Source organism: Gemmatimonadales bacterium, assembly GCA_041390145.1.
Classification (GTDB): domain Bacteria; phylum Gemmatimonadota; class Gemmatimonadetes; order Gemmatimonadales; family GWC2-71-9; genus SPDF01.
This window is the reverse complement of sequence record JAWKQM010000021.1, coordinates 1-18410: the sequence shown is the minus strand read 5'-3', so window position 1 is coordinate 18410 and position 18410 is coordinate 1. Positions and strand designations below refer to the sequence as shown.

Here is an 18410-nt window from a genome sequence, read left to right as displayed (position 1 = left end):
CGCAATGACCTGCGGATCGACCGTCCCCCCCACACCGTACTCCGCCGGGTTCGGCGCCCCGGTGCCCGCAATGAAGAGGTGGTTCAGGCTCGGGTACTCCCGAAACTCCACCGAGGTATTCCCCGCCAGCCCGTCCCGCCACGCCTCGAAGTCCACCATCGTCACCTGGTAGTCCCGCCCGCCCTGAAGAATGAGCATCGGAATGCGGAGCTTGGCGGCGACGAAGACCGGATGGTACGCGGCCAGATCCAGCCAGTACGCCGCCGGCGCGCCAAGGAGGAGCGTCCGCGAAGCGGAGTCGGCGGGCGTCAGCGCGCGGACCGCCGCCATGGAGGGCGCCAGGCCCTCGAGCGCCTTGTCGATCGCCACGGTATCCGCGCCGGGCAGACTGCGCATGTAGGCAATCTGCTCCTCCATCATGTCGGTCAGCGACCTCGTCGCCCCCGCCAGGATGACGAGCCCCGCGAGCGCCGTGTCGCGTTCACCGATTCGCGGCGCGAGCATCCCGCCGAGGCTGTGGCCAAGAACCACCACCCGTGCTGGGTCAACCTCGGGGAGGCTGCGAAGGAGCGCCGCCGCCGACAGCGCGTCGTCCACCACTTCCTCGTCCACGGTGAACGTCCCACCCATGAAGGAGAGCGGCGCCACCTTGCTGCGCTTGTCGTAGCGGAGCACAACGATACCGCGCTCGGCGAGGCCGTGGGCGAGGTCGCGGAACGGTTTGTTGGCGCCGACGGTCTCGTCACGGTCGTTGGGCCCGGAGCCGTGCACCAGTACCACGCCGGGAGCGTGGGTGGCACCCGAAGGGAAGGTGATGGTGGCAGGCAACCGGATCTTGCCGGTGACCACCGCGGTGTCGCGCTCGACGAAGCCGCTGGACTGCGCTGCCAGCATCGGGAACCAGGCCAGGGTGAGGGTCAGGAGAACGACGGGGGCCCGAGGACTCATTGAGCGGTCGGATTCCTGCCGGTGCCGGCGTCTTCCTTCTCCCGCCGCCACTCCAGGTACGAATAGACTACCGGCCAGAGCACCGCCGGGAAGATGATCCCCAGCATCACGGCGGTGCCCTTGGTACCCATCGGAATGAACGCCGTCGCGATGAACACCAGCCCGGCGATGGTGAAGGCGTACCCGCCGATGCGGTGCGTCTTGCGCCACACCCGTTCGCTGCTGAGGGTCCACGGCGTCCGGATGCCCATGAACCAGTTGGGGCGGATGCGGGGGAGCAGGTTCCCCATGAACACGAAGAGCGCGCCGAGCAGGAGCGGCAGGGCCGCGCGCATGTCGAAGGGCCAGCCGAGGGCCGAGCCGAGCACCATCACCTGGACGATGCCGACGAAGCCGATGACCACGTTGACCAGGAGGAAGTAGACCGACCCGTGAAACTCGTAGTTTTTCTTGAGCGGATCGATGTTGGGGAGCGCCGCGAAGAGGAGCGTCATCAGCGCCATGACGCCGGGCATCAGGAAGGCGGCAAAGGTCGGGGACGACCAGCCGTTGGGCTGGCCGTTGACGCCCCAATGGGTCACGACCCGCTCGGGAAGCTGCGGCCACGCCCACCACGAAAAGGCGAGCGTGGCGATGGTGATGAGTACTGCCGGCATCATCTTACGCATTGCGGCGCTCCTTGCGGCGAGGGGCAATTTCCAGCAGGTGCTGCAGGGCGTCCTGCACAACTGTGGTGTTGAGCGAATAGCGGATGAACTGGCCGTCCCGGGTGGCGAGCACCAGCCCGGCCTCCTTCAGCACCGAGAGGTGGTGCGACACCGACGCCCACGCCACCGGGAAGTGCGCGGCGATCTCCCCGGCGGGGAGGTCACCGTCCCGCAGCATGGCGAGAATGGCTCGGCGGGTGGGGTCGGCGAGGGCCTTGAAGGTCTGGTCAATCACAATGATAAGATATCTGCCTAAATATCTAAGTCAAGAAGGCTTCGCCGACACGCTTCAACCCCTCCCCCCTGCCCCGCCTCCTTGCCCTGCCTCCCCTCCGGTATGAGTTTTCTACGATGCCCCGCCCCGATCCCGCCGTCGAGGAGCGCACCCGCCTGGTGCGGCGCGTCCTGCTGGGCGTCCTCTTCGCCAACCTGGCGGTGGTCGCCGTCAAGTTCCTGGTAGGCTTCCGGATCGACTCCCTCGCCGTGGTCGGCGACGCGGTGCACTCCTCGGTCGACGCGATCAACAACCTCTTCGGCCTCGCGGTGGTGCGCTTCGCCTCCAAGGGGCCCGACGCCGAGCACCCCTACGGCCACGCCAAGTTCGAGAGCCTGGGCGCGTTGCTGATCGTCGTCTTCCTCAGCCTCTCGGTGTTCGAGCTGCTGCGCGGCGCCTGGGCCCGCCTTGTCGGTGGCGCCCCCACGCTGGTCATCAGTTCCGTGCAGGTGATTCTCCTCCTCTTCACCCTGCTCATCAATCTCTGGGTGGTCTGGTACGAGACCCGAGCCGGCCGCCGCCTGAAGAGCCCGATCCTCCTCGCCGACGCCTCGCACACCCGGGTCGACGTCTTCATCACGATCGCCGTTCTCGGCGGGCTCTACCTGACCCATCTCGGCTACCCGATGGCCGACCCGATCCTGGCCATCGTCGTCGCCTTCCTGGTGGTGCGGGTCGGATGGGAAATCGTGGGCCACTCGCTCCCGACGCTGGTGGACGGCGCCGCGGTGGACGAACCCTCGATCCGAATGGCGGCCGAGGCGGTCGCTGGGGTGCGCTCGGCGTACGCCATCCGCTCGCGCACCGCCGCGGCGCTCTCCTTCGCCGAGGTAACGATCGCGGTGGACGGCGCGCAGAACGTGACGGAGGCGCACGAGATTGCCGACGCCGTCGAGGACAAGCTGCGCGACGACCTTGGCTTCAACCATGTCCAGGTGCACGTCGAGCCATGCTGACGCTTGAACAGGTCCGGCAGCAGCGCCGCCGGCGGTCTCCACCGTCGCTCAAGCAGCAGTACCAGGAATTCGTGATGCAGCGGGTCGAGGCGTTCAAGAACTCGATGTCACGCGAGGAACTGCTCCGGCTGGGCGACGAGGCCGTCTCCGAGATGGAGGCCACCATCCAGGGTCAGTTCATGTTGACCGAGGTGCTGATGGTGGACCAGGTGGACCGCCTGATCATCAAGCGGCTGCGACTGCGCACCTACGCCAAGTGGCGGGAACAGTACCTGACGCTGCGGGCGGCCCAGCGGGAGCCGATGCACTGGGGGATCGACCCGGGCAGTCCGGTGGCGCGGGTGCTCCCGCGGCTCGAGCCCGGCGATTCCGCGCTCGTCTTTGGCACCGGCGCCGAACCGATCACCTACCTGCTCGCCGCTCACGATGTCGCGGTCACCTTCGTGGCCGGGAATATCGGGACGGTGGAGCGGGTCGAGTCGCGGATGGCGTCGGAGTCGCTCGGCAGCCAGTTCGAGGCGTTCGTGGTGCCGGTCGGCGGGCGGTTCGCCGGCTTCGTCCCGCGGGTCGATCTCGTGGTCCTCGACGCCGGGGAACTGATCCCACTCGACCCGGATGCGCGACGGGCGGTGGTGGAACAGGTGCAGTGGCTCACGGAGCCGGGTGGAGTACACGCCGTCCTGCCGACGCGCAGCCTCGCGCCGCACGCGTTCCGCACGCTCTACGAGGGGTGGACCGAGGAGGAGCCGGATCGGGTGGGGGGAGGACGAGGGCGCCGCGAGGGGCTGCTCTTTTCCAGGGAATCGGGTCGAATCGACACAAAGTGACCAATCCATGCGTGTCACTTCGACACGCGACCACCAGCGTCCAGTTCATAACACAAGCAAAAACAAAGACTTACGATATTGCATCACACGGCACGGCTGCTGCTCCTTGGTAGTGGTCCCGGCACGAGGCCGGGAATGACCACCGCAAGGAAGTGCCAGATGATCAGCCTCCCCGTACTGCTTGACGAAACGACTGTCGGCATCGTGATTCGCACCCCGCACGCGACCCCGCGGCCCGTCCGGTTCTGGGCCTACCTGTGGGCCACCGACGAGGCGACCGAGGGACGTCCCTGGCATGAGCGGGTTCCGGTGGAGCGCGTTGCGGCCGTCTGATTGATTTGGTTGGATCAGAAATAAGAAAGGCCCCCAGTTCGGGGGCCTTTTGGTTTGCGAGATTGCTTCGTCCGCCCCTCCGGGGCCTCCTCGCAATGACAGAAGTGCACCTACGGCGTCACCACCGTCCCCATCCGCACCACCTCGAAGTCACTCCCCTTCACATTGCGGAAAGCATCGAAGATCGCAGGGTCCCACCGCGTGTCGGACACGCCGGAGACATACCAGTTGGAGCCGTTGTCAGCGAGAATCATCCCGTACTTCTTGAGCGCATCGAGCACGACCCGCGCGTCGTGCGGGTACCCGCTCGTGTCGAAGGTTGCCTTGAGCCGCACCCGCATCCCCATCGGGGGGCGGGCGGGATCGGTGGACGAGCTCGCCCAATGCCGCGCCGGGTGCACATAGGCCTGGCGCGTCTGGGCCGCGGTGAACCGGAGTGCGTGGTTGATGGCGCCGGCCGCGACTTCGTCGTAGCGGGCGAGCCCCGGAAAGATCGGAAGGCCGGCGGCGTCGGCCGAGGTCCAGCCTGCGGGGCGGAGCGCGTTGGAGTTCAGGTCGAAGATCGCGCCGGAACCCGCCCGCCACCCCTGCCCACCCGCTGGCGGGTACGCGGCGTAGAGTTCGTAGAGAATCCAGTTGTCACGATCGATGATGAGGATATGGCGGTCTCCCGAACTCCCGGCCCCACCCTCGATCGGTGCGTTCGCGGGAATCGGATAGGGGCCGACGTCGCTCTCGTCGGCGTAGTCGAAGGCGACCGCTACCTTCGGCGTGCTGCCGGCGACGACGATATAGGGGATGCCGTAGTACGTCTCGGTCGTACCCCAGTCGGGATGCAGGCTGGTGTTCAGGCCGATGCTGGCGATGAGGACATCCGAGGCCGGATCAACCGACGCCGTGTCGATCCGAAGATTCCAGGCGTTGTCGGATGGGAACGGCACGCGTCCGTTGAGGGAGGCGTTTACGCCGAGGTCGGCGGAGCCCGGGGGCGGCTCGACTCCGGTGGGTCCGGCGTCACTACTGCACGCAGCAAGACCGCAGAGGCAGAATGCCGTGATGGCAGCGCGAGAATTGGCGGGAATGCTCATGCCTGGACTGAGCCCGCACAATCCGGACCCTTCGTGATGCGACCACGCGCGATGTGACGGGGAGCACTTCGTGATGCGGAGCGAAACGCATGGGGCCGGCGGCTGGCCGGCCCCGTTGCATCCGGTGGAGCTACTTGCCCTTCTTCGCCGGTGCCTTCTTCTTGGCGGGCGCCTTCTTCTTGGCAGGGGCCTTCTTCACGGCCTTCTTGGCTGCCTTCTTCGCGGGCGCCTTCTTGGCCGCCTTCTTTGCTGCGCGCTTCTTGACTGCCATGCTGACCTCCGATAACGAGTAGCTCCGCCGGCCCGAATGGCCATCCGGATATTACAACATCGCGTATTTGGATTTTCGCGCAATAGCCAAGACAGGGCGAAGTCGTTGTCGCGCGCGCGATTGTCCCCTTGCCGCCACGCCTCGAGCCCCGTAGAATCGAAGCATCCCTTCCACGCGTGAGTCGTACCCGACGATGCCTTCGCTGACAGTCAACGGACAGACCGTGCCGATCGCCGAGGGTGACACGATCCTCGATGCGGCGCGCGCGCACGGTGTCGAGATCCCCACCCTCTGCTGGTATCCGAAGCTTCCCAACGTCGGCAACTGCCGCATCTGCCTCGTCTCCGTCGAGGGACAGAACAAGCTCCTCCCCGCCTGCGCCACGCCGGCGGCGGACGGCATGGTGGTCGAGACCGAGAGCGACGCTGCCGCCGACAACCGCCGCGGCGTGCTCGGCATGCTGCTGGAGCGCTATCCCCTCGAGCACCTGCGCGGCAACGGCAGCGCGCCACCCCCGCGCAACGAGTTCGAGCAGTATGTGAAGCAGTACAATGTGCCGATTCCCACGACGCAGCCCCTCGGCCTCCGCGGTGGCGACACCCGCCCCGGCGACGTGATGATCCAGCACGACATGTCGCTCTGCATCCTCTGCACCCGCTGCGTGCGCGCCTGCGACGATATCCAGGAAGTGGGTGTGCTCGACGTGGGTCAGCGCGGCACCCACACCGAAATCATCGTCGGCGGCGACGGCGACCCCGACCACGCCGGCTGCACCTGGTGCGGCGAGTGCGTCCGGGTCTGCCCCACCGGCGCCATCTTCGAGGTCATTCCCCGCGAGCGCTTCGGTGCCGAAGCGGTCCGCCATCCCGACACCGTCACCCGCTCCGTCTGTCCCTACTGCGGCGTCGGCTGCCAGGTCGACCTGCACGTGAAGGACGGCGAGCTGGTGCGCGTGACATCGCCGTGGATCGAGGAGAACACCCCGAACCAGGGCAGCACCTGCGTCAAGGGACGGTTCGGCACCGACTACGCGCAGCATCGCGATCGACTCACCGTGCCGCTAATCCGGAAGGGGTGGGTGCAGGAAGGCGGGCGCTGGCGCTGGACCGGCGAAATGCCGCGCCACCGCGAGGGCCCGTGGCAGACCATCGAGGAAATCGGCGGCGGCAAGAAGCCGCGCCCCCCGAAGCGCAGCATCGGGAAGCCGCCCCAGACCGGGCTGCCGATCGTGGGCGACGGCGACGTGCGCGACCGCGCCACCACCCCCGCCGAGTGGTATGACGCCTTCCGCGAGGCCACCTGGGAGGAGGCGATGAGCCTCACCGCCCAGGAACTCCTCCGCATCAAGGCCGAGCACGGTCCCCGCGCACTTGCCGCCCTCTCCTCCGCCAAGTGCAGCAACGAGGACAACTACCTCTTCATGCGGATGGTGCGCGGCGCCCTCGGCACCAACAGCGTGGACCACTGCACCCGGCTCTGCCATTCCACCTCGGTGTCGGCCATGAGCCGCGCCCTCAGCACCTCGGCGGCCTCGGGCTCGATGCGCGAAATCGAGGAGGCGTGCGATGTCATCTTCATCTCCGGCGCCAACACCACCGAGAACCACCCGGTCTTCGGCGCGCTGATCAAGCGGGCGGTGACCAAGGGCGCCAAGCTGGTCGTGGCCGACGTGCGGCGCACCGAACTGGCCGCCCTGGCCGACGTGCACCTGCAGCTCCTGCCCGGCACCGACGTGGCGCTCTACAGTACCATGCTCAATCACATCCTGGCCAAGGGGCTCGAGAACAAGGAGTTCATCCGCACCCGGACGAAGGAGTTCGACCAGGTGCGCGCCGCCGTGGCGCCCTACACGCTCGAGATTGGGCAGAAGCTCACCGGCGTGCCCGCCGAGAAGATTGCCTTGGCCGCCGAGCTGTACGCCGGCGGCCCGAACACCTCGACACTCTGGGCCATGGGGCTGACCCAGCACGCGAGCGGCACCGACATTGTGGCCAGTCTGCTCAACATGCTGCTGGCGTGCGGGATGATCGGCCGGTGGGGTGCGGCGATGCTGCCGATCCGCGGCCAGAACAACGTGCAGGGCGCCAGCGACGTCGGCGCCATCCCCTTCGCGTACACCGACTACCGTTCCGTGACCAAGCCGGAGAACCGCGCCGACTACGCCAAGGCGTGGGGGCTCCCCGAGGATGCGCTGTCCCTGCAGGACGGTTTGATGGTGACGGAAATGACCAAGCCCGGCAGCGGGGTGCGTGGTCTGTACATCATGGGCGAGAACCCGGTCATCTCCGACCCCGACGTGGCGCACGCGGAGGAGTGGGTGCGGGGTCTCGAGTTCCTCGGCGTGCAGGACCTCTTCCTGACCGACACCGCACGGTGGGCTGACGTGGTGCTGCCGGGCTCGTCGTTCGCAGAGAAGGAGGGGACCTTCGCCAACACCGAACGGCGCATCCAGCTCTCCTCCCCCGCCCTGTCGCCTCCCGGCCAGGCCCGCCGCGATCTCGATATCCTGATCGACCTGACCGAGCGCCTCGGGCTCAAGAGTCAATACGCCGGCGCCGAGGACGTGATGCGGGAAATCGCGTCGGTCACGCCCTCGTGGCGCGGCGTCACCTACGACGGCCTCCGGCGTCACAACTTCGGCCTGCAGTACCCGGTGCTGACGGAGGATTCCGACGGCACGGCCTTCCTCTTCGCGGACAAGTTCCCGACGCCCGACGGCCGGGCGCTCTTCGTTCCGGTGGAGTTCCTGCAGCCCAACGAGCTGCCGGACGCCGAATACCCGTTCGTGATGGGCACCGGCCGCCAGATGTACCACTGGCACACCGGCACCATGACACGGCGCTCCACCGGCCTCGACTCCCGGGAGCCAGTGCCCACCGTGGAGATGAACCCGGAGGATGTCGCCGAGCTCGGCGTGTCCGATGGCGAGACGGTGCGCATCACCTCCCGGCGCGGCAGCATCCTGATCGGCGTGCGCGCCTCGGGCCGGCAGGCCCGCGGCCAGGTGTTCGTGCCGATGCACTACCGGGAAGCGGCGGCCAACCTGTTGACCAACCCGGCGCTCGACCCCTATGCGAAGATCGCGAGCTTCAAGGTGAGCGCGGTGCGCATCGAGCGGGCCTAGTCCGCCATCCTCGCTATATTTCCGCCCTACCCCAACCCCGGCTCTCCATGCGCGCACTCGTCAAAACCGCCCCCGGCATCGGCATGGAGCTGCGGGAAGTGCCCATCCCCGCCTGCGGCCCCAACGATGTCCTGATCCGCGTGCATCACGCGGGCGTCTGCGGCACCGACCTCCATATCTGGGAGTGGGACTCCTGGGCCAGCAACCGGCTGAAGCCCCCCGTGGTGATCGGCCACGAATTCGCCGGGCGGATCGAGCAGCTGGGGCCGGAGGCGGAGGCGGAGGGGCTGCTCGACGTCGGCGACCTCGTGACCGCCGAAGGGCACATAATCTGCGGGCACTGCCTGCAGTGCCGCACCGGCAACGGGCACCTCTGCCAGCGCACCTCGATCATCGGCGTGGACCGCGACGGCGCCTTTGCCGACTACATCGCGATGCCCGCCTCCAACGTGATGAAGCTCGGCGGCATCCCCACCGAAATCGGCGCCATCATGGACCCGATGGGGAACGCCTTCCACACCGTGCTCGAGGGCGACGCCGTGATCGGGAGCGCGGTGCTGGTGCTGGGGTGCGGCCCCATCGGCTGCTTTGCCGTCGGGGTGGCTCGCGCTGCCGGCGCCTCGCTGGTCATTGCCAGCGACCTCAACGACAAGCGGCTCGGCATCGCGAAGCAGATGGGGGCGCACGTTACGCTCAATCCGACCAGGGATGACGTGCCCGCGCGCGTGAAGGAACTGACCAACGGCGACGGCGTCGATCTCGTGTGCGAAATGAGCGGCCACCCCGCCGGTCACGCCCAGGCCTTCGCGGTGGCCCGCCTCGGCGGCCGCGTCAACCTGCTCGGCACGCCGAGCAAGACGACCGAGGTCAGCTTTGCGCGGGACATCATTTTCAAGGGCCTGACGCTCTACGGCGTGACCGGGCGCAAGATGTACCACACCTGGCATGTCATGCAGCGGTACCTGCGGGCGGGGCAGATCGACCCGATGCCGGTCGTGACCCACCGTTTCCCACTCGACAAGATTGCCGACGCCATCCAGGTCATCAAGGACGGGCAGGCCGGCAAGGTCATCCTGGAGATTGGCTCGTGAGCAACAACCTCGACGCACGCATCCATGCCGAGCTGGCGCAGTTCAAGGCCGACGGCGTGTACAAGACACTCAACTACCTGGCCAGCCCGCAGGCCGCGCGGGTGGAGATGGAGGGGCGCGGTTCCGTCATCATCCTCTCCTCCAACAACTACCTCGGGCTGTCCAACGAGCCGGCGGTCGTGGCGGCGGGCAAGAAGGCGCTCGACCGGTACGGCGCCGGCACCGGCTCGGTCCGTTTCATCTGCGGCACCTTCTCGATCCACCGGGAGCTGGAGCAGGCCTGCGCGCGGCTGGTCGGGACGTCGGCCTCCCTCAGCTTCGTGAGCTGCTGGAACGCGAACGAGGCGGTCCCCGGCACCCTGCTCACCGAACACGACCTCATCCTGAGCGACCAGCTCAACCACGCCTCCATCATCGACGGCCTGCGGCTCGCCAAGGCGATCACCAAGTGCCAGACCGGCGTCTACAAGCACGGCGACCTCGACGACCTGCGCGCCAAGCTCGCCGCCGCCACCGACCGCAAGGTGAAGATGGTGATTACCGACGGCGTCTTTTCGATGGAAGGGGCCATTGCCAAGCTCCCCGACATCGCGACCATCTGTCGCGAGTACGGGGCGGTGCTGGTGGTGGACGACTCCCATTCAACCGGCGTGCTCGGCAAGACCGGCCGCGGCACCGCCGAGCACTTCGGGATGGTGGGGGAGGTGGACATCATCACCTCGACCCTCGGCAAGGCTCTGGGCGGGGCGGCCGGGGGCTTCGTGGCGGGCACCGCCGAGGTCTGCGACTACCTGACCCAGCGGGCACGGCCGCAGCTCTTTTCCAATGCCCTGCCGGCCACCGTGGCGGGCAGCGCGCTGGCCAGCATCGAGTTCCTGGAGCAGCACCCGGAACGGGTCACCCGGCTCCGTGAGAACGCGAACTACTTCAGGGAGCAGCTCCTCGGGCTCGGCTTTGCGCCGCTCCCCGGCGAGACGCCGATCATCCCGGTCATCCTCGGCGAGACCGCGGCGGCCATCAAGATGAGCAACATGCTCCTCGACGAGGGGGTGTTCGTGACGGGATTCGGGTTCCCGGTCGTACCCCAGGGGCAGGCCCGGGTCCGCTGCCAGGTGTCCGCGGCTCATACGAGGGCCGACCTGGATGAGGCCCTCGCGGCGTTCAAGAAGGTGGGGACGAAGCTGGGGCTGATCTAAACAGGCCCCCCGCCTTGACCTAGGCGTCTTGCAACCGCCGCGTCACCCTGCAAGTCGGTGCGCGGCCCCCCCCCGTCTCCCCCACCCCCAGGACGCTCCCAATCTGCCCGAGCTGACCTAGGTCAACCCCTTGGGGTCTAGTGTTTTAGACCAATCCTTCCTATCTTGGACAGGCCTTGTTCCTTCCCCCCATGGCCGTGGGGGCAAGGAATTTGCCCGAAGGTGACACCATTCGCAGTGCCGTGACCGGTCCTCGGACCCCCTTGGGCCGATTCTTCCAGGAGGCAGACTGATGCGTGTGCTCACCCGTGCCCTTGCGACGCTCGGCCTGGCAGCCCTTGCCGGCGCCACCTCGCTCAGCGCCCAGTCCGCTGGTGTGGGCGCCAATCGCTTCTATGTCGGCGCCTCCGTGGGCGGCATGAACTTCGAGACCGACGCCCAGTCCCGCGGCACCATCCCGATGTTCGGGGTGAATGCGCTGATCACCGCCAAGCGAGCTGCCCTGCTCCTGGCGGCAGACATCGGCCTCGGCAGCGGTGAAACCGCCTCCATGCCCGACGCAGCGGGGGTCGGCCCCAGCCGCCTGGTCAACTTCGACAATATCAATCGCTTCTACTTCATGCTGATGGCGTATCCCCTCAAGTCCCATGTCCAGCCCTTCGTGGGCATCGGCTGGGGCATCCAGACCCTCTCGAACCTCCAGGTTCAGGGCACCTTCGTCGACAACACCGAGCGGCAGGCGAACCAGCAGCAGGCCGAGGACTACGGCAGCTACGGGTTCATGCAGGCCGTCGGCGGTGTGGAAGTCCGGGTCGGCATCCTGAACGTCTTCGGGTCGGTCTCCGCCGCCACGGGTGGCAACGACATCGACCTCGTGGGCACGGTGTTCACCGGGCAGGCGGGCATTCGCCTCAGCCTCGGCAAGTCGCGCGACGACATCGACTAGACTCGGCCTCTCAGATACGCGAAACGGGCGCACCGCATGGTGCGCCCGTTTTGTATTTCAACCACTCAGCTGGGCCGGGACGCCCAGCGAGTGCCGCCCTCCACGAACCTCAGGGGCCAGTCCACGGCTTTCGTGATGCCGATTCTCGGCGTGGCCACTGGAGGCGCCAGGGGGTCTCCCTGGTGGATCTGGACCACAGCCCCACGCATCGTGCGCTGATCGAGGGAGCGGGTGATGCCGAGTGCCTGGGTGAGCCGGCCGGGACCAGCGGCGAGGAGGCGGTCGGCCACCCCGCCCCGCCGGCGGCGCATGGTTGGCAGGCCCTCGAGCGGCTCCACCGCTCGGAGGAGCACCGCCCCCTCGTTCGGAGTGCGACCTGCCACGAGGTTGGCGCACCAGTGCACGCCGTAGGATAGGTAGACGTACCAGCTGCCGGCCGGGCCGTACAGCCCTTCATTCTGGGCGTGGCGTCGGCTCGTAGCCGTGGGAGGCGGGATCGCGGTGCCTGAGGTAGGCCTCGGCCTCGACGATCCTCCCCGCGGTCCGGGTGCCACGCACCGTCGAGACGATCAGGGGCCGATCAGCTCACGGCCACCACATCGGCGGGGCGGCGGAAAAGGAAACGGGCAGCAGGGCTGCCCGTTTCGTCCTGCTCATTCCGCCTTCTTTGGCCCGTGGCTTCCGGGCCGCCTGCTTCTTCTTTGCCGGGGCCGCCGCGGCCTTCCTGTCTGCCTCGGCCTTGGCCTTGGCCGGCTTGGCAGTCTTGGCCGCCTTCCGACGACTTCTTTACGCCGCCTGCGGCTTCCCCGGCCCCGCTTTGCCGCTGCCCCGCCGTCATCATCAACCATTACCATTCCCCACCAGCGGGAATTTCGGCCTTCGCCGCGCCCATGCGCGCTCCACGGCGGAACCGACCCTGTCCTGTCGGGACGATGGTGGCCACCGCAGCAGCCGGCGCCGCCTTGGCGCCGTCAGTGGGGAGCGGCTACGGCCTCCACCGCCGGCGACGGCGCGACCGCAGGGCGCTGGCGCGGCACCGCGATGTCGGTCGGGTGGACCGACACCTCGTAGCTGTCGTCGCCGGTCTTCCGGACGTCCGCCACTTCGGCGTCGTTTGCCTGGCGGAGAAGCTTGGTGAAGCGGCCCTCCTCGAGCAGGGGGTCCTCACGGCCATGCAGCGCCGCCATCCGGGCCCGGAGCGCGTCGTGCGCCACCGGGTTCGGGAGCTCGGCAAGCACCTGCGACATCAGCCCGAACGCCGACGCAAGCGTCAGCCCCTTCGGCCCGGTCGCCGCAGCCACGCCCTCGGCAGCTGGACGATCCTCGCCACGGCCGCGACCCCGGCCGCCCCGTCGACGGCCACGGGATTTCTTCTCGTCAGGGATCGGTGCGTCGGTCGGCTCGGGCACGGCATGCCGTGCCCCTGCGGCGGCCCCGCGGCCCCGCTGACCCGCGGTCGTCCGGCCCCCCTGCTCCGCTGCCCCGCTGCCCCGCCGTGGCGGCTCTACGCCACCTGCCACCGGCGCAATCTCGTACTGGCCGTTCTCCATCTTGTTGACGACCAGGATCCCCTTGGCACCGGCATCGGTCACGAACTTGCTGAATCGGCTATACCCGGCGTTCTTCTCGTCGAAGTGCGGGTCGATCTGCTTCATCACCTGCTTCAGCCGGTCGGAACGCATCACGTCGTCGTTCCGGACCATCTGGGCCGCGGCCTCGCGGACCAGCTCCCACGGGTCGCGCTGGATGGAGGGGGTGTCCTCCTCCTTCGTGAGCCCGGCCAGGTCGCTGTACGAGTAGTACTCGTCGCAATTCTGGATCAGGAGGTCGCTGGCCGACTCCCGGATGCCGACGCCGATGACGTACTTGCCGTACTCCTTCAGCTTGATGACCATCGACGAGAAGTCGCTATCACCGCTGAGGAGGATGAAGGTGCCGATTTCCGGACGCGTGAAGACCAGCTCGATGGCGTCCACCGCGAGCCGGATGTCCGTGGCGTTCTTCTTGTTGGTGCCGAAGGCCGGGGCAAAGATCAGGTCGATCGACGACTCCGAGAGCGGCACGATGTACTGCGGATAGCGGCGCCAGTCGGCGTAGGCCCGCTGCACGGCCACCTTCCCCTTGATGATGTCGCTGTTGAGGAGGGTCCGCAGTTCCTTGGTCAGGTCCGAGCGGATGCCGAGGGTGACGTTGTCGAAGTCGATGAGCAGCGCCGCGTTCGGGGCGTGCACGGTGGCGGCGGTCGCGGCGACCGGACGGCCGGCGCGGATGATGTGACGGTTGTTCACGTAGTATTCAGCTCCAGGTCCACCACTCTCGCCAGCTCCATTCGCTTGACCTTCCCGGACCCGGTCATCGGGAAGGCGTCGAAGAAGCGGACGAGGTCAGGGACCTTGTAGTCCACAAGTTGGTCGCGACCGAACTCCTTGAGTTCGTCGCCGGTCAGGATGGCCCCTTCCACCGGCACGACGCAGGCGCACACCAGCTCCCCGAGCAATTCGTTGGGGACGCCGACCACGCATACATCGTCCACGGCCGGATGGGTCCGGAGGACGTCTTCCACTTCTCTGGGCGTGACGTTGTTGCCGCCGCGGATGATCATCTCCTTGCGGCGACCCACGATCTGCACGGCGCCCGCCTCGTCCACCACCACGAGGTCGCCGGTGAGGAGAAACCCCTCCGGTCCGTGGGCGCGTGCCGTCTCGCCCGGCATGCGGTGATACCCCAGCATCACGTTGGCGCCCTTCACCGCAAGTTCGCCAACCGCTTCCGGCCCATGCAGGCTCCCGGTCGCCAAATCCACCACCTTCACCTCCACCCCCGGGAGCGGGCATCCCACCGTCTGCGCGCGACGCTCGGCCGGGTCGCCGGGCCGCGTCATGCAGATGGTGGGGCCCGTCTCCGTGAGCCCGTACGCGATCTCCACATTGCACCAGGCGCGAATCGTCCGCACCAGGTCGGGCGACACCGGCGCGCCCGCCACCACCCCCGTCCGCAGCGCCGAGAGATCGCGGCCCGCAAACGTCCTGTCCCGCATCAGGAGCTGGAACATCGTCGGCACACCGTGGCAGACGGTGATCCGCTCCCGCTCGAGCAGTTCCAGCGCTTCCCTCGCCTCGAACCGCTCCTGCAGCACCAGGGTGCCGCCGGCCGCGATCGTCGAGATGACGGTCGAGACACCGAAGACGTGGAAGAAGGGCACCGTGCCCAGCACCCGGTCGCCCTCGACCAGTTCCAGCGCCTCGGCGCTCAGCCGCGCCGTGTCCACGAGGTTCCGGTGGGAGAGGAGCACACCTTTCGGCTTGCCCATCGTGCCGGAGGTGTAGAGGAGCGCCAGTGGCTCGTCTGAGCTCGCGGCTGAAGCCGATTCGACCGCCGGCCCCGAAGTCGCGGCTGAAGCCGCGGCTCGGCTGATGTCGCTAAAGCGACGCGTGGGCTCCCCTCGCTCGCCGTTTGAAGCTCCCTTGGCGGCTAGATCCTCGAACTGCAAAAATCTGTCATCCGTCCAGAGATCTTCCGGCCCCACCGTGATCACGTGGCGCAGGTCCGGGAGGTCCGGAAGCATCTCCTCGTAGAGCTCGAGGTAGTCGGTGCCACCCCAGATCTCGGGGGTCACGACCGCCTTCGCCTCGGAGTGCCTGAGCTGGTACTTCAGCTCGTGGAAGCTGAGCCCCGGATCGAGCGGCACTACGGTGGCGCCGAGCCGGGCGCCGGCCAGGAACGCCACCACCCACTCGGGCCAATTGGGGAGGTCCACGGCCAGCGTATCCCCCGCCCCAACCCCCAGCTCCTCCAGCGATGCCGCCAGCCCTGCCGCCTGCCGATCCACCTCGGCGTAGCTCAGCCGCACCCCGCCATGCACCACCAGTTCCCGGTCGGGATGCGCCTGCACCCGTTCCTGGAAGAGGGTGGCGAGATGGCTGGTAGGCACGACTAGGGCTCCAAAGTGATGGAACCGTAAAATATAGCAGTGCAGGGGGGGCAGCGGGGCGGCGGGGCGGCGGGGCGGCGGGGCGGCGGGGCGGCGGGGCGGCGGGGCGACAGGGCGACAGGGCGGCTGGGCGGTGGGGAGGCAGGGGAGGCTGTACTGGACCCCGGCGACCCTGCCCCGGCGAAAGCCGGGGGCCGGGGGTGACGACAATATCACCGAGCCGCGGCAGGAAGCTCGATCGTAAAGTGGAATCGTGTCCCCTTCCCCTCCTCGGAATCGACCTTCAACTCTTCATCACCTCGATCAGCTTCCGGCAGATGGAAGGCCGAGGCCGGAGCCGGAAAGGCATACTCGCCGGGACGCTGGCGGCGGCGGGACGGCTCATAGAGGAGACCATCGACGCAGGAGGAATCCCGACCAGGTCCTGCACCCAGAACTCCAGGGCGTCGCCTTCGAGCCTGCGCCCCCCAACCTCCACCACACCCTCGTCAGTGAACTTGAGGGGCGTTGGTGCTGAGGAGGTTGAGGAGTACGCAGAGAGCGCCACCGGATGCCCGATCCGGAGGTCGGACTCCGGTGCCACCAGGCGAATCTCGAGGCCCTTCTCCACCGCGATCGGTTCGGTGATGTCGCGCACCGACTCGAAGATGTCGGCCAGCGAAAAGGGCGTCGGCTCGAGTTCCACAAGGCGATCGCCCCCGCGAGCGAGTTCCACCACGTCGGACGCCACGCCGCTCAGGCCGAACGCGGCGCTGTAGATGAGGCCGAGCTGCCGCTCCTGCAGGGGGGTGACCGGCCCTGAGCGCCCGTGCTTGAGCGTCTCCGCCAGGAAGAGGATCGATGTCAGCGGGCTCCGGAAGTCGTGCGCCACTTCCACCACGAGTTCCAGGCCCCCCGCCCCACCCATCCGCTCGGCGAAGCGCTTCGACCAGTCCGACTCGAGGTAGGTGTAGAGTCTCTCGAAGCAGGCGAATACGGTGAGCAGTTGACCGGCGTCGGGCATCTGCTCCAGCGCACGGGCTTCCTTCACAAAATGCCGCCGGAGCACCGCGAGCAACCGGCGCCCGAGGACCGACCGAGGCAGCGCCTCGACGTCCGGCTCCTCGTTCATGGCGATGCGGAGCATCCCGCCCAGCAGGTGCGCCAGCCCCGCCCCGGCCTCCTCCGCCGAAACCGCATCCTCCGAGAGGAGGCGCCATTCGGCGGTGACCCTGCTGGCGGCGCGCTCGAGCGCCACCCAGAGGCGGTCATCCACGCCACCGAGGGAGGCGTCGGGGATGGCGGGGGGTGAGGCGGTCAGCGGGTCCTTACTCACGCACTGCTTCCATCGAGGTCGCTGCGCTGGAACGAATGTTTATCCATTAGACGGTAGAGCGTCGTCCGGTCGATGCTGGCGAGGCGCGCCGCCTTCGACATGTTTCCGCCAGCGCGGCCCACCAGGCGGGTCAGGTACTCCCGCTCGAAGTGGGCAATGATCCGGTCCTTCGCGCTGTGGAATCCTTCGTCCATCACGCCACTGGGCATCGCGGCACTCTCCGCCGGCCAGTCGGTCGCGTCGTCATAGATCGGAATCTCGTCGGGCTGGATCAGGTGCTCCGGCTCGGCCAGCACCGCCACATGCTCGATGACATTCTGCAACTCGCGCACATTCCCCTTCCAGGGGCGGCTGCGGAGGAATGCCATGGCATCCTCGCTGAGGCGCGGGGCGCGATCGCCGGCCTGCCGGTGGCGCTGCCAGTAGTGGGTCAGGAAGTGCGTGGCCAGGATCGGAATGTCCTCGAGCCGTTTCCGGAGCGGCGGGAGCTTGATCGGCACCACGCGGAGCCGGTAGTAGAGGTCCTCGCGGAGGAGCCCCTGCTTGACCGCTTCCTCGGGATCGCGGTTCATAGCCGAAACGAACCGCACGTCCACCACCGCGTCGGCCTGCTCGGAGCCGACCCGCCGCACCACGCCGTCCTGGATGACGCGGAGCAGCTTGGCCTGCAGCGACATCGGCATTTCGGTCAGCTCGTCGAGGAAGAGCGTCCCGCCGTTGGCGGTCTCGAGGAGGCCGGGCTTGTCGCGGTCGGCGCCGGTGAAGGCGCCCTTCCGGTGCCCGAACATCTCGCTCTCGAGGAGCGGTTCCGGCAGCGCGGCGGCGTTGATCGGCACCAGCTGCCGGCTGGCCCGCCGGCTGTGGTGGTGAATGAACTGCGCAATGAGCTCCTTGCCGGTGCCGCTCTCACCGCTGATGAGCACGGAGGCGTCGGTGCCGGCCACCTTCCGCGCCAAATCGACGGCTTTACGGAAGCTGGGCGACACCCCGATCATGTGGAACTTCTCGCCCATGCCGGACTGCGCCATCAGCTGGGCCCGGAGGTCGTGGGTCTCCCGGGTCACCATCACCGCGTGGGAGGCGCGGCCGATCAGGACCTGCAAATGAGTCGCGGAGAAGGGCTTGGGGAGGTAGTCCCAGGCGCCGGCGCGGAGCGCCTCGATGCTGCTGGTCACGCTCGGGTTGCCGGTCATGACCACCACGATGGTGTCGCGATGGTGCTGGAGGGCCGCACGGAGGAGCTCCATGCCGTTGACCTGCGACATGTACAGATCCACCAGCATGATGTCGAACTTGCGGCGCTTGACCGCTTCCAGCGCCTCTTCCCCGCGGCCGATGACGGTGATGTTGAAGCCGTCCATTTCGAGCACGCTGGCGCACGACTCGCGCAGCGTGCGCTCGTC

General features: G+C 67.8%; 17 protein-coding genes. 7 read left to right on the top strand and 10 right to left on the bottom strand.

Annotation, left to right across the window (positions count from 1 at the left end):
- The 3 genes from R2910_13835 to R2910_13825 all read right to left on the bottom strand — a co-directional run.
- A partial coding sequence (locus R2910_13835; GenBank protein MEZ4414065.1) for an alpha/beta fold hydrolase occupies positions 1 to 948 on the bottom strand: 948 nt, incomplete at its 3' end.
- Positions 945 to 1616, bottom strand: coding sequence for an SdpI family protein (locus R2910_13830; protein MEZ4414064.1), 672 nt, complete (start codon positions 1614 to 1616; stop codon positions 945 to 947). The genes R2910_13835 and R2910_13830, both read right to left, overlap by 4 nt.
- Positions 1609 to 1890 (bottom strand): autorepressor SdpR family transcription factor, encoded by a 282-nt coding sequence (locus R2910_13825; GenBank protein MEZ4414063.1) that lies wholly within the window; start codon positions 1888 to 1890, stop codon positions 1609 to 1611. Before R2910_13825 ends, R2910_13830 begins: the two co-directional genes overlap by 8 nt.
- A gap of 116 nt (positions 1891 to 2006) precedes the next feature.
- Here R2910_13825 and R2910_13820 point away from each other — a divergent pair, with 116 nt between their 5' ends.
- From R2910_13820 to R2910_13810, 3 genes are all read left to right on the top strand, one after another.
- Positions 2007 to 2885, top strand: a complete 879-nt coding sequence (locus R2910_13820) for a cation diffusion facilitator family transporter (GenBank protein MEZ4414062.1) — start codon at positions 2007 to 2009, stop codon at positions 2883 to 2885.
- Entirely contained in the window at positions 2879 to 3712 is an 834-nt protein-coding gene (locus tag R2910_13815; GenBank protein MEZ4414061.1) for a hypothetical protein, read from the top strand. Before R2910_13820 ends, R2910_13815 begins: the two co-directional genes overlap by 7 nt.
- A gap of 135 nt (positions 3713 to 3847) precedes the next feature.
- Positions 3848 to 4045 carry a hypothetical protein gene (locus R2910_13810; GenBank protein ID MEZ4414060.1) on the top strand — a complete coding sequence of 66 codons (198 nt, stop codon included), beginning with the start codon at positions 3848 to 3850 and terminating at the stop codon, positions 4043 to 4045.
- A 110-nt stretch (positions 4046 to 4155) separates the two neighbouring features.
- Here R2910_13810 and R2910_13805 read toward each other — a convergent pair whose 3' ends face one another.
- Both R2910_13805 and R2910_13800 read right to left on the bottom strand, forming a co-directional pair.
- Positions 4156 to 5133, bottom strand: a complete 978-nt coding sequence (locus tag R2910_13805) for a hypothetical protein (protein MEZ4414059.1) — start codon at positions 5131 to 5133, stop codon at positions 4156 to 4158.
- Between the two features lie 130 nt (positions 5134 to 5263).
- On the bottom strand, positions 5264 to 5404 hold the full coding sequence (locus R2910_13800; protein ID MEZ4414058.1) for a hypothetical protein: 141 nt from the start codon (positions 5402 to 5404) through the stop codon (positions 5264 to 5266).
- Positions 5405 to 5597: 193 nt separating this feature from the next.
- Between R2910_13800 and R2910_13795 the strand changes: the two genes are divergently transcribed.
- The 4 genes from R2910_13795 (at position 5598) to R2910_13780 (ending at position 11761) form a co-directional block, all read left to right on the top strand.
- Positions 5598 to 8528, top strand: coding sequence for a molybdopterin-dependent oxidoreductase (locus R2910_13795; GenBank protein MEZ4414057.1), 2931 nt, complete (start codon positions 5598 to 5600; stop codon positions 8526 to 8528).
- 47 nt (positions 8529 to 8575) lie between these two features.
- A complete protein-coding gene (tdh, locus tag R2910_13790; protein MEZ4414056.1) occupies positions 8576 to 9619 on the top strand; it encodes an L-threonine 3-dehydrogenase in 1044 nt (347 codons plus the stop codon).
- Positions 9616 to 10815, top strand: coding sequence for a glycine C-acetyltransferase (locus R2910_13785; protein MEZ4414055.1), 1200 nt, complete (start codon positions 9616 to 9618; stop codon positions 10813 to 10815). The genes tdh and R2910_13785 overlap by 4 nt, the downstream gene beginning before the upstream one ends.
- Before the next feature lie 292 nt (positions 10816 to 11107).
- Positions 11108 to 11761, top strand: coding sequence for a hypothetical protein (locus R2910_13780; GenBank protein ID MEZ4414054.1), 654 nt, complete (start codon positions 11108 to 11110; stop codon positions 11759 to 11761).
- Between the two features lie 65 nt (positions 11762 to 11826).
- Here R2910_13780 and R2910_13775 read toward each other — a convergent pair whose 3' ends face one another.
- The 5 genes from R2910_13775 to R2910_13755 form a co-directional block, all read right to left on the bottom strand.
- On the bottom strand, positions 11827 to 12315 hold the full coding sequence (locus R2910_13775) for a DNA-3-methyladenine glycosylase (protein MEZ4414053.1): 489 nt from the start codon (positions 12313 to 12315) through the stop codon (positions 11827 to 11829).
- A 417-nt stretch (positions 12316 to 12732) separates the two neighbouring features.
- Complete coding sequence (locus tag R2910_13770) at positions 12733 to 14049, bottom strand: NYN domain-containing protein (protein MEZ4414052.1); 1317 nt, start codon at positions 14047 to 14049, stop codon at positions 12733 to 12735.
- A complete protein-coding gene (locus R2910_13765) occupies positions 14046 to 15692 on the bottom strand; it encodes an AMP-binding protein (protein ID MEZ4414051.1) in 1647 nt (548 codons plus the stop codon). Before R2910_13765 ends, R2910_13770 begins: the two co-directional genes overlap by 4 nt.
- 283 nt (positions 15693 to 15975) lie before the next feature.
- Complete coding sequence (locus R2910_13760) at positions 15976 to 17007, bottom strand: HAMP domain-containing sensor histidine kinase (GenBank protein MEZ4414050.1); 1032 nt, start codon at positions 17005 to 17007, stop codon at positions 15976 to 15978.
- The coding region (locus R2910_13755) for a sigma-54 dependent transcriptional regulator (GenBank protein ID MEZ4414049.1) at positions 17004 to 18410 on the bottom strand (1407 nt) is incomplete at its 5' end. The genes R2910_13755 and R2910_13760, both read right to left, overlap by 4 nt.